Raw genomic sequence first — 12,262 nt, 5'->3', positions numbered from 1 at the left:
AGGCACTCCTTTGATTCTCTACTGGGTAGGCTTATTTCTTCTGCTTGCGCATCTTCTTTTCGGCCTTCATCCGCTGGCGCACTCCGTCATCCACGCCCCGGCCACTGGCCATGGGCTCAAAGGCCGAGCCTGAGGTAGGCGGAGCCGGAGGGGCGGTTTTGATCTGGTAACGGTGGGCAATGTTAGCCGAGATTCGCTCCGTGAAATGCGGGAAGATCTTATGGGAGAACTTGGCTCCTTTCGCTTTCCAACCCACCGCCAGTTCTTTTCTGGGCCTGATGGAAGCTCTGATGGTAGCGTTCACCACTTTGCTGGGCGGGTCCATGGCCGCCATGCGGGGAGTGCCGCCGCTGTAATTGGCCGCGTGGCGCCAGAAAGGAGTATCCACCGCCCAGGGCTCCACGGTCACTACTTTTATGTTTTTGTTTCCGTTGAGCCTCAGTTCCTGGTTGATGGCCTGGCTCAGGTGCCGCACGCCCGCTTTGGTGGAGGCGTAAGAGGCATGGTAGGCCAGCGGATTCTCGCTTTCAATAGAGCCCATGTTGATGAGCGTTCCGTAGCCCTGCAACTGGAACTGCCGGATGGCGGCATGGCTACCGTAAATGATTCCCTTCAGGTTGATGTCTACAATACGGGCCTGGTCTTCCAGGGGAATCTCCCAGAACCGCCCGATGGCGCCAACTCCCGCCATGTTGATCCAGACGTCAATCTTACCAAATTGCTGCACCGACAATTGCAACAAGCGCTGCACGTCCTCGGGCTTGCTGATATCCATGGGTACCACTAAAGCGGTACCACCAGCGGCGCGTACCTTGGTGGCTACTTCCTCCAGAGCATCGCCCCGGCGGGCAGCCAGCACTACATTGGCTTTATAGGCCCCCAGTTGTTCCGCCACCCCTCTACCAAACCCGCTGGAAGCTCCTACAATCACGAAAGTTTTTCCGGCTACTTTCCGCTGACCAGCCGACCCCAACTTAGAAGTAGAGCAACTTGCCAGGGAACAGATGATCAGGGCTGCCAAAAGAAATTGAATGGATTGGAACAGATAGTAAGATCGGTGCTTGAGTTGGCTAAGTTGAACTGTCCTGCCCTCTATACCTTCAAATATGCGGGTGATACTTCTTGCTCTCTCCTGTAATAATGTACTCATGAGTGTAAACGTTAAACAGTGAATACTTCAAGCCCCTCGACGCTACCTGCCTACTACAGCAGTACCGATGTTTTCTTAAATAGTTCTGAAAGCCAGAGGGAATTGCCCCATTCTCATTCTTGGCAGGACAGAACTGGTATTGACAGGCACCTCAATAATCAGCAGATTACAGTGTATCCCATCTGATTAGAATACAGGGAATGGGTGCATGGATCTTTGGTGTAAGATTGAAATCAGATTAGGAATTTTATACTTAATAGAAGTAAAATCAAGAAACAAGGTGTTTAGAATGACTTTCGTTTAATTACTAAATCAATACTGGACTGAATTGTAAAAATTCTACTTTGTTATTTTATGTGTGTTAGGATGGTGATTGAATTAAATATATAGAATTTATATGTAAGGAGATTGGTGAGAGGGGTTTAGGTTTTTGTGTAACTATTTATAAATCAGGGTTTGTATTCCTGTAACTTTCATTTTTTCTCTTTCAAGAACTTTAGGGGTTTACGGCTGATAATTGTAGAAAATCAATCCTGGTTGAATAACTTTAAAAGATAAGCTACATAACAATTCCTGCTAAACCCTTATTATAGTTCTTACAGATGAAGAGAAAGCCCCTAGCTCTAGGAAGGTTTGCCGCTGTGTCCCTGCTAGCATCCGTGACGTTTTTATCGTCCTGCAATACAGATCAGTTACTGGAAAACCAGGAACTTTCAGCAACCCGGCAAACCGAGGCCAAATCAGAGGAAGGCCAGAAGGTAATGCCCAATGAAGTGCTGGTGAAGTTCAAAGCCGGTACCGCCGATAATGCCAAAGCTGCCGTGCTATCCCGCATTGGCGGAAAAGTGAAGGAGAAGATCCTGACCAAAACCATGGAGCGCCTGGGCGACAAAGAAGGCCTTGTACTGGTGCACACGCCCCTGGCCGCCCTGGAGGCCCTGAGCAAAGTAAAAGGTGATTCATTGATTGAGTACATTGAGCCTAACTACGTGTACACCCACCAGGTCACTACTGCTGAGCCCTACTACACCAATGGGTATCTCTGGGGTTTGAACGGAGATCTTACCACCCCCAAGAACATCTACGGTAGTCAGGCCGCCGAAGCCTGGGTCGCTAATCATGTGGGATCAACCTCGGTGTACGTGGGCATCATTGACGAAGGCGTACAACACACCCACCCAGACCTACAGGGCCAGGTATGGACCAATCCTTATGACCCCGTAGACGGCCGGGACAACGACGGCAACGGCTACATTGACGACGTGAACGGCTGGGATTTCAGCGGGAACAACAATACCGTGTATGATGGCACCACCACCGGCAGCCAGGACAACCACGGCACCCACGTGGCCGGGACCATAGGCGCCAAAAACAACAAATCCGGCGTGGTAGGCGTGAACTGGAACGTGAAGATGATCGTCTGCAAGTTCATGAGCCCCACCGGAGGCAACACCGCCAGCGCCATCAAAGCCCTTGACTACCTCACCGATCTGAAAAACCGCCACGGCATCAACATTGTAGCCAGCAACAACTCCTGGGGTGGGGGCGGCTACTCCCAAGCCCTGTACGATGCCATCAACCGGGCCAATGCCAAGAACATCCTGTTTATAGCCGCCGCCGGCAACGGAGGTTCAGACGGCGTGGGCGACAACAACGATGTAGTGGCCAACTACCCCTCAAACTACACCAACAGCAACGTGATTGCGGTGGCGGCTATCACTTCCACCGGAGCCCGCTCTTCCTTTTCTAACTACGGCGCCAAAACCGTGGACATTGGAGCACCTGGCTCCAGCATCTGGTCTACCACGGCCTATAACACCTACTCGGCGTACAACGGTACCTCCATGGCCACCCCGCACGTCACCGGTGCGGCAGCTTTGTATGCGGCCTCGCACCCGGGTGCTACAGCCGCCGCCATCAAGAACGCCATCCTGAGCAGCGCTACCCCAACTTCTTCTTTAACCGGTAAGTGCGTGACCGGCGGACGCCTGAATATGAGTAAATTTTAGAAAATCAGCCCACAAATGGAAAGGCCGCTCTGAAGAAGTTCAGGACGGCCTTTTTTGTTTTACAAGGGTTCAAAAGGCTGGCAGTACATGCTTCTAACCATCCCTCGCTCGCCTCCGGCGAGTGTGCGTTATGGGGAGGCCTCTGGCCGAGTTGCATATCAGGAGGCTTTGAGTTTTGATTGGCTGCATTATTATTGTTGAGATGGCATTGATTGCTATGGCGCGGAAGTTACTTCCGTGACTCTCTAGGCTAGGCACGGAAGTAACTTCCGCGCCATAGGGGGATCGAAAAGCGGAAGAGCGCTTTCAAAAAGTTGGATTGATGATGTGGTGTTCTTTAAAGTAAGAATAACCTCATGGCGGCGGGACGCCCCCTAGTAACTCACACTCGCCAGAGGCGAGCGAGGGGAAAGAAAGTAAAAGGAAAGGTTCAAGTGTCCTTTGGAAAGGTGTAATCAGGTACCTCGCTTTGGCTTTTAAAACCGCATACCCTTTTTGATTGTTTTAGGAAAAGTAGAAGTAAAACAGCAAGGGTCTCCTGAACTAACTCAGGAGACCCTTGCTGTTTAGGTTTAACTGGAATTAGCTAGCGAAAAGACCATCAACGCCTCATGAACGTCTTTTTGTTTCTATGCTCAAATTGAAAAATGAACCTTAAATCATATAGTTTATTTCTTAAAGCCGTCACCGCTGGAGCATGATCTTGCGGGTGATGGATTGGCCGTTGGGCTGAATGACCTTGAGCATGTAGGCACCCGGTGAGAAAGAAGCCGTTGAAAGTTTCAGTTTCTGCGCGAAGGTGCCACGGTACACCACGGTGCCCAAGCTGTTGCTCAACTCCACCTTTAAGGTGCCGGGCAGGGTTGTTTCCAGGTAGAGGGAACCGGCGGCCGGGTTGGGGTAGACCTTTACCTCTGATTTGCCCAGCGAGGGTTTCACCCCAGTCACAGCGCTGGTAAAAACGGACGTGTCATAGATTTTAGCGGTGTCCTGGTTGGAGATCATGAGGTTATCGAACCATAGTTTGGTCTGGCCTAAGTTGCCGTACTCGGTGGTGATTTCCAGGCGGTCAATGCTGGTCCAGTCAAACTTGCCATCAGGGTTGAACCAACCGTTGTCCCAGGAGCCGCGTTCGGTGAAAGAACTCAGGGGCAGGCGTACGTGGTGCCAGCGGCCATCAAAAGGTACCAGCTCGGGCGTCACGGTCACGGCAGCGCGCCAGGGATGGTCGTTGGGATCAGCGGTTTTGGTGTCCAGGAAGCGGATGTCAAAGCTGATGGCGGGTGCGGTGCCCCGGAACAGGAAATCCACGGCGTAGTTTTCCTGCTTCAGTCTGGAAAGGTCCTTGTCGGGCTTGAAATCAAAGCCGATGCTGCCGTACTGCTCGGCACCGGTCCAGGCCAAACTGTAGCGGCCGTTGTTGGGTTTCTGATCGAAATAAAAATCCAGGGTACCGGTGCCGTAGCTGGCGTTTTGGATGTTCTTTCCAATATAATCGGTGTAAACAGCGAAACCAGTGTTATCGGGTTGCTTTACGTAAGGCGTTTGGGGAGGCACGGTGAAGCCCAGGGCCTCCAACAGCGGCACGTTCAGGTCGTGGTTAAACAGATCGGAACCACCGGACTTGAACAACCCGAAACCGTAATGGTAGTCCCAGCTGGTCCAGCCAATTTTCTTCTCTTCCAGGTAGCGGCGCACCTCGTTGTACCAGAACACACGGTCAGCGTTGCGGCTGTAATCCATGAGCACACCAAACTCGCCGCAGAACACGGGAACCTTACGGCTTTGCTGGAACTGGGCGGCAATGTCAATGAGCTGTTTCACCTTGGCCACGGTGCCTTCCTGCGCATAGTTGTTGTAAGCGTTTTCCATCCAGGTGCCGCGCAGACTGCTGGGTAGGCCAGGCATGTCCTGGGCGCGGTACGGGAACGGCATGTTGGCCAGCGGCAGCAGCGAGGGTTCTACCCAGGTAGCGCCCTGGTGGGTGAACAGGAACGGATCGTAGAAGTGGAAGGTGTAGATGAGCTTGTTGTCTGGGTACACCGGCATCTGCGCCAGGTTGTGGTAGCTGTTGAAGTTGGTGGCCCCCACAATGAGCGTGTGTTTGGTGTCGTGCCGACGGATGGCCTGGATAATGCGGCCCTGGATGGCGTTCCACTGGGCATCTGAGATGCCGTGCGGCTCGTTCAGGATCTCGTAATAAATGCGCTCCGAACGGTCTTTGTAATGCTGCGCCATCTGGGGCCAGACTTTCTCCAGGATGCCTTCTACACTGGGCTGGGTATTGGCGATCGGATCAAAGGAGTGGTTGTCCAGGATGAGGTGCAGGTTCAGGTCCTCGGCCCAGGTCACGGCCTCGTCCAGGAAAGTGAAAAAGAGCGGCTCAATGGTGTAGTCCGGCGCACCTTTGGTCATGGCGTGCAGATTAATGGGCAACCTGATCACATCCACGCCCAGGCTCTTGATCTGCTCAAAGTCCTGTTTGGTGTACCGGCTGAACTGGATTTCCTTGGCGCTGTTGGCCTGGAACCAGTTGGTCAGGTTGATGCCCTTCTTAAAAGGCGTTTCCTGGGCGTTTCCCCTAAAGGAGAGGAAAAACAGAAACAAAAGGTAAGCAAGCGGGAGCCACGGCGTGGCTTTTCTGGGTTTACCGGTTCTGGCAGTCATGTGGGTAGGAGTATAGGTTCAATTCATCTGGTTCTGAAAGGTACTGCGTCTAAGTTATCGAAATTTTATTTTATCTATATACGCTTGGATCAGGGGATAAGCGCCATATATAAATTCAGCAGAGCAACATCTCGTAGTTCATCAGAGCAACATCTTGGCTTTGGCCTCTACCCAGATCAGGTAGGTCCTTTCATGCTTCCTATTCTGTTTCTGTCCTGATTTCAGGAAAACAGACCCAAAACAAGCCTGAGAGAAGATGTGACTTTGAGATACTCGAATGGGAAAGTTGAGACAAACCTTTCCTAGGGCTTATTTCTGGCGTTTCTCATACAGCAGAAAGTGCTGAATGGGTAGAAAATTCTCCTGCCTGTACAGGGTGAACCCATTGGCAGCAAGTTCTTTGTTGGCCTGAGCCACGCTCATTTTGTGCAGTTCTTTGATGGGCACGGTGGTGTCCTCGGCGCGGTACTCCAGCAGCAGGAGCTTACCGGTGGGTTTCAGGGCCCGGTGCAGCGCCTGCAGCATCTCGCGCGGGTACGCCTGTTCATGGTACACATCCACCATGATAGCCAGGTCCAGGGAATTCTCCGGCAGGTTAGGCGATAGGGCGCTGCCTTTCACCACGGTCACATTGGCTAGGCCCAGTTCCTTTTTGCGGGCTTCCAGCGCTGAGACAAAGGCGTCCTGCACCTCTACGGCGTACACTTTCCCTTGCGGCACCAAAGGGGCAAGGCGGAAGGTGTAGTACCCGGTACCCGCGCCCACATCGGCGACTACGCTATTAGGCTGCAGGTTCAGTTTCTGGATGGCCAGGTTCACATTCTCTTCTTCCTGGCGGGTGTCTCGCTCCAGCCACCTGCCGCCCGCCGCCGACATCACATGCGCAATCTCCCGGCCCAGGTACACCTTACCGGTGCCATCGGGGTGCGGGGTTTTGGTGGCGTAAATGGATGTTGTCGCCTGCTGGCTTTTCACCGGCTGCGAATCACAAGCCCCGGCAAAAAGAAGCAACGTGCCCCAAAGCAGGGAGAGAACGAGGGAAGACGTAAGGAAGGCGTTTCTTTTCATGGGAGAGAAATCAGGTGCGTCTTATAAACCCAGCAAAGAGAGAATGGTTTGCCTGTAAGAGGAAGAAGGCCCTTCAACCTTCTAATGGTCCTGCATAGTCCTATTGCTACCTATCCACCTAATACCTTACAAACCATTCTTTGCCACGGTATTTGATGGTCCCCCTTTGAAGGGGGTAGGGGGATGATTACTCGTGCAGAAGTGGCCTTCATCCTACGCGAATTAGAAGTAAGTATCCATTATTAAATATTAAAACCGTCTGATGTTTGAAACTGCTTTTCATCCCCCTACCCCCTTCAAAGGGGGACCATCTACTTTCCCGTATTAAATGGTTTGAAAAAGCGTGCAAGGAGCATAGCTGTTCTTGTTCGTTTGGAGCCTATTTTTATAAAATGGCCGCAAAACACTTCAAGTCACACCTTAAAATCTCCCGATTAAGGTCCTAAGTAGTAGGGCTCTAGGCAAACTTGAGACATTCTGCATAACCCACGGTTTGTAGCAGGCAAAAGGGTGCAATCAAACGGCCTTTTCCTAGAAGCAGCACCACTTCTTAGTTGCTACTCTGAAATGACACCATGCACCTGAGCCGCCTTCAACGCAAGACTACTGCTTTGACAGCCGTTGCCAGATCTCGTTGATATTGTTGCCGGTGCTGCTGAGGCCGCTGTGGTGCCAGTTGCCGTCTTTCATGGCGAAGTTGAAGGACAAAGCCATCCCTACGCGGTTGTTGTCGCGGGAGAAGAACTCCAGGTGCTCGGTGTATTTGCCGTTCTGGGCGGTGTAGGTGCCGCCGCCAGTGCCAAAGAAGCCTCCGGTTGCAGAGTTGAAGGCAATCCACTGGAACCGATCCGAGGACAGGACTTTGATGGTTTTCCTGGGGCCCGGCACCATGGGGTTCATCTGGCCGTCCTGCCCTTCGCGGTGGCTGATGCGCCAGGCACCGTCCAGGGGAGAGTTGGTGTTTTGGGCGGGCATTTTCTCCCAGGCCAGCGGCGTGGCACCCGCTCCGTTTATTCCCTGAATTTGCCAGTTCCCGTTCTTTTGGGTGTAACTGCCCGTAATTGAGGAGCCTACTTTGGTGCTGTCAAAGGTGTTGAACTCATAGGTGGCCGTGAGTTTCCCGTTATTTAGCCGATAGGTGCCGCCATACGTGCCCATGAATTTCTTCCCGGCCTTGTCAAACTGCGCCACGGTGAAAAAGCCATCGGCGAGGAGCATGACCTGCGTTGCCTGCTGCCCGGTGCGGGAACTAGGCATTAGTTGCCAGGCTCCCTCCAGCTCCGTGGCCTTCGGGGTGGTCAGTCCAGGTGCCGCTGCCTGGGCCTGTGAAGCAGTGCGTTCCTTCAGGGAGGTTTCCAGCGGGCCGGTTGCCAATAGTACCAGGCTCACCAGTACCTGCGAGATGAAAACAGAGAGTGCTGCCATACGTGGAAGATCAGCTAGGTGGAAGATTTGGGTTTCAGGTACCTTTAATACGAAATCTGCGAGGCTTCCGCCGTTTTTGGCCTGTTTTCAGGATATTTGCGGCATGAAAGCAATTACGTCATCGTTGCGGCATTTTGTGGTGCAGAAAGCCCGGATGTCTAACCAGGAAGCGGTGCAGGCCATTGCGGCGGGACGGGTGCTGGTGAACGGACAGAAAGGCCAGCTGAACCAGGCGCTTCGGCCCGAGGACGAGGTGCAACTGGACGGGCAGGTGCTCAAAGAACCTCAAACCTTTACGTACCTGGCCTACTACAAACCCCGCGGTGTGGAATCTACGCTCAACCCCACTATTGAGCACAACTTGGCCCAGGCCCTGAACCTGAATGTGCGGGTGTTCCCGGTAGGGCGGCTGGACAAGGAATCTGAAGGGCTCATGCTGCTCACCGATGACGGGGCACTCTACAACCGCATCAGCCACGCCGAAAGCCACCAGGAAAAGGAATACGTGGTGACGGTAGACAAACCCTTAACCCCCGATGCGCTAGAGCAACTGGCCTCCGGGGTGGTGATCATGGGCCAGAAGACGCGGCCTGCCCAGGTACAGCCGCTAGGAGAAAAGACGTTTTCCATTGTGCTCACGCAGGGCCTCAACCGGCAGATCCGGCGCATGTGCTATAAGCTAGGGTATGCCGTGGAGCGGTTGGTGCGGGTGCGGATGGTGAATATTGAGTTAGGAGAGTTGCTGCCGGGGGAGTGGCTTACTTTAACAGATGAGCAAATACATGAACTACAACAAGGTCTTCCTCATCAATACATACCAAATCTTCCAAAATAAAGTACGGATAGGTCGTCACCTGTCCTTTTATGCATTCCTATTTTATTACTTGTATGCAGGAGTGTTTTTAGCTTGCTTTCCAGCAAAAAAACTAAAAGGAAATCGATTCAATATTCTATCTCTTTATAATTCAATATTCTATCTCTCTATACCCGCCTTTGAATACCTCTTTCACATGCCAGATGGTAAATTCAGGATCTGGGTAGAAGACCTTCTTTTGAGGAGGCTTTATAGATTTGCCATGATGCTGTACAAGCCATTCAGAAGCACCCATGCCGTTTACTTCGTCTGACACCAGCATTCTCAACTTTGCATCAACAGTAAAGGCTCCTAAATCAAACAGCTTGTGATGGGTTGCGCAAAGAGCCAAGCCGTTCACTTCCACATCTGGACCACCAGCTTGGTGCCACATGATGTGGGCCGCTTCTAAAGCCAAAATGTTATTTCTTAGCCTAACACTGAAGCCGCAAACTGCGCATTGGTATTCATACGCTTTTAGAATTCTGTTCCTGAACTGCGGGTCTCTCTGCTTTGGCTTTTTCAGAAGAATGCCTGAGGAAGTAGAATCTAAATGCAGCCTAACCGCATCTAATATGTCTTGATGTAACGTTTCGGGGAAGTTTTGATCTAGAATGTTATGTGCTACTGTTTGAAGCAGCTCAGGGTAGTCTTTGAGTTGCTGCATTACTTGAGCAGGAAATTTACCTTGTATGTTTAGCGACAAAAGTTCTCTAGAGGAGTAATCCTTTTTAGAATCAATTAATGTAGGTTTATCAAATTCCCAAAGATGATCATTTGCCAGTTTGGTAAAAGGAAAGTTTGGATATATTGTCTTGCGTTGTGGTCCGAAGTCAAGTAATAGTTCTTTTAGTTTTGGTTCAATAGTGGAGTAGGGAATAAAACCCGTATTCCCATTCTGAATTTCAGCTAGGGCAATTAATATTAGCAAAGGCTTATGGGGTGCCCTTATCCCTTTGCTTTTCCAAGTGTTGATGTTTGAAAATTTTGTTAAAAGATTTTCAGGTGCCGTTATGATATTTTTACTCACTTATAAATGTAAGTTAATTTAATCCTGTTAGTAAAAATGAGATGAAGAGACTACCGGATTAATGTATCCGAATAATACTTCAAAGTTAAATCAAATTTGAGGTGATTAAAATTGGTGAAAATGAATGATAACATTAATTAATTAAATATAGCAATTATCAGCCCACACACTAAACCAATGTCATTTTCCTGTCTTGCTCCAGTTTCTAACTTGCCTCGTATAGAGAACAAAACGCTACAGGCCCATGAACATCACTTTCTTCAACTCCAAAGTCTACGACAAGCAGTTCTTCACCGAGGCCAATCAGGCACACGGGCATCGGTTGGAGTTCCTGGAGGTATCGCTCAATGAAAACACCTGCGTACTGGCCAGGGGAGCTACGGCGGTGTGCGCGTTTGTGAATGACACCTTGAATGCGCCCGTGCTGCGGGGCTTAGCCGAGGCCGGGGTGCAGCTTGTGGCCTTGCGGTGCGCGGGCTACAACAACGTGGATCTGGCGGTGGCGGCCCAGCAGGAACTGCGGGTTGTGCGGGTGCCGGCGTACTCGCCTTACGCGGTGGCCGAGCATACCCTGGCCCTGATCTTAGCTTTGAACCGCAAAACACACCGGGCCTACAACCGGGTTCGGGAAGGGAATTTCGCTCTTACTGGCTTAATGGGCTTTGACCTGAACGGCAAAACGGTGGGATTGATTGGGTTGGGCCACATCGGGCTGATCACCGCCCGTATACTTAAAGGGTTCGGGTGCAGGGTCTTGGGATTTGATGTGCAGGCCAACCCGGAGGCCGAGGCTTTGGGCGTGGAGTTCACCTCCCTGGAGAACCTGTACAGCGGGTCAGACATCATCTCGCTGCACTGTCCGCTCACGCCGCAGACGCACCACCTCATCAATGACGCTTCCATCGCCCAGATGAAAGACGGCGTGATGCTCATCAACACCAGCCGCGGCGGCCTGATTGATACTCAAGCCGTGATCACCGGTCTCAAAACCGAGAAGATCAAGTACCTGGGCATTGACGTGTACGAAGAGGAGGGAAACCTATTCTTTGAAGACCTTTCGGGCAAAGTCATCCAGGACGATGTGTTCATGCGACTGCTGTCGTTCAACAACGTCCTGATCACCGGACACCAGGCCTTCTTCACCGCCGAGGCCTTGCACAGCATCGCCCAGGTCACCCTCCAGAACATCACCGACTTTGAGCAGGGACAACCGTTGATCAACGAAGTAAAAAGCTAGTCCTGAGTCTTGAGTTCTGAGTCCTGAGTCCTGAGTATGGTTGAGGAACAGGGGCATTAAGTGAGAATTAAAGGAAGATGGCTAAGTACCTGAATGGCAAGTGTCAGGTTGAACCCCTTAAAATGAAGTAAACGGGAGCATCTGTTCTGTCCCTTAGAATTCATTGTAAAGAGTTCTGCACGCATTCCGTCCCCCTTTGAAGTGGGAAGGGGGATGACTACATCTGTAGAAAGGCAGAATACCTCTTCAATCCCAGTTACACCTATGTTTGCATTTGCAGGAACAATAAATGCTACGCAAGTAATCGTTTGAAAGTCGAAATGCGTGGGAATGGCGACTGTAAGTTCAGTAGGATACGCTGCTTTCCATCATGTAAAAAGTTGGTAATGAAAGGTGCCAGCGCAGGAGGTAGGCTTATTCATGGGCACACAAGATCCTTTCAGGATGACAAAAAGCAGTGATAAGTAAATAGTAAGAATCAGTACTTCGCCAGGCAAAAGAACTGTCTGCATGCGCTCTTGCCAAATGGGTTGCTGATGGCAGTACCTTAGCTCAAAGTGGGCATAAAAAAAGCCTCTCCGGGTGGGAGAGGCTTTGATAGCAATGTCTTTATAGCGAAAGACTAAGCCAGTTTTACGTTGGTGGCGTTTAGTCCTTTTCTTCCTTCTTGAAGCTCATAGACTACCTCGTCGTTTTCTCTGATTTCATCTACTAAACCAGACACGTGCACGAAGTACTCCTGATTTGAATTGCTGTCTTTAATGAAGCCGAAGCCTTTTTCATCATTAAAGAACTTTACTGTTCCTTGATTCATATGGTTGTT

The 12,262-nt window shown here is 51.0% G+C and carries 9 protein-coding genes; 3 read left to right on the top strand and 6 right to left on the bottom strand.

Features of this window, described 5'->3' with window-relative positions; all coding sequences use genetic code 11:
* Positions 1-31: 31 nt before the first annotated feature.
* A complete protein-coding gene (locus JT719_RS02290; RefSeq protein WP_207430657.1) occupies positions 32-1,150 on the bottom strand; it encodes an SDR family NAD(P)-dependent oxidoreductase in 1,119 nt (372 codons plus the stop codon).
* A gap of 641 nt (positions 1,151-1,791) precedes the next feature.
* Here JT719_RS02290 and JT719_RS02285 point away from each other — a divergent pair.
* On the top strand, positions 1,792-3,159 hold the full coding sequence (locus JT719_RS02285) for a S8 family peptidase (protein ID WP_341350733.1): 1,368 nt from the start codon (positions 1,792-1,794) through the stop codon (positions 3,157-3,159).
* Positions 3,160-3,843: 684 nt separating this feature from the next.
* Here the strand turns inward: JT719_RS02285 and JT719_RS02280 are convergent.
* From JT719_RS02280 to JT719_RS02270, 3 genes are all read right to left on the bottom strand, one after another.
* The gene (locus JT719_RS02280; RefSeq protein WP_207430653.1) at positions 3,844-5,826 is read right to left on the bottom strand and encodes a cellulase family glycosylhydrolase; all 1,983 of its coding nucleotides are present in this window, start codon (positions 5,824-5,826) and stop codon (positions 3,844-3,846) included.
* A gap of 309 nt (positions 5,827-6,135) precedes the next feature.
* Positions 6,136-6,894, bottom strand: a complete 759-nt coding sequence (locus JT719_RS02275) for a class I SAM-dependent methyltransferase (protein WP_207430651.1) — start codon at positions 6,892-6,894, stop codon at positions 6,136-6,138.
* Between the two features lie 603 nt (positions 6,895-7,497).
* Positions 7,498-8,319, bottom strand: a complete 822-nt coding sequence (locus JT719_RS02270; RefSeq protein ID WP_207430649.1) for a membrane or secreted protein — start codon at positions 8,317-8,319, stop codon at positions 7,498-7,500.
* Between the two features lie 103 nt (positions 8,320-8,422).
* On the opposite strand from JT719_RS02270, the gene JT719_RS02265 reads away from it, so the two are divergent.
* Positions 8,423-9,154 (top strand): pseudouridine synthase, encoded by a 732-nt coding sequence (locus JT719_RS02265; protein ID WP_207430647.1) that lies wholly within the window; start codon positions 8,423-8,425, stop codon positions 9,152-9,154.
* Between the two features lie 130 nt (positions 9,155-9,284).
* Here JT719_RS02265 and JT719_RS25495 read toward each other — a convergent pair whose 3' ends face one another.
* Positions 9,285-10,187 (bottom strand): phosphorothioated DNA-binding restriction endonuclease, encoded by a 903-nt coding sequence (locus JT719_RS25495; protein WP_341350754.1) that lies wholly within the window; start codon positions 10,185-10,187, stop codon positions 9,285-9,287.
* A gap of 259 nt (positions 10,188-10,446) precedes the next feature.
* Between JT719_RS25495 and JT719_RS02255 the strand changes: the two genes are divergently transcribed.
* A complete protein-coding gene (locus JT719_RS02255) occupies positions 10,447-11,439 on the top strand; it encodes a 2-hydroxyacid dehydrogenase (protein WP_207430643.1) in 993 nt (330 codons plus the stop codon).
* 622 nt (positions 11,440-12,061) lie between these two features.
* Here the strand turns inward: JT719_RS02255 and JT719_RS02250 are convergent.
* A complete protein-coding gene (locus JT719_RS02250; protein ID WP_207430641.1) occupies positions 12,062-12,253 on the bottom strand; it encodes a cold-shock protein in 192 nt (63 codons plus the stop codon).
* Between the last annotated feature and the right edge of the window lie 9 nt (positions 12,254-12,262).

It is taken from the genome of Sabulibacter ruber (assembly GCF_017355955.1).
GTDB classification, from domain to species: domain Bacteria; phylum Bacteroidota; class Bacteroidia; order Cytophagales; family Hymenobacteraceae; genus Nibribacter; species Nibribacter ruber_A.
This window is presented reverse-complemented; position numbering and strand designations above follow the sequence as displayed.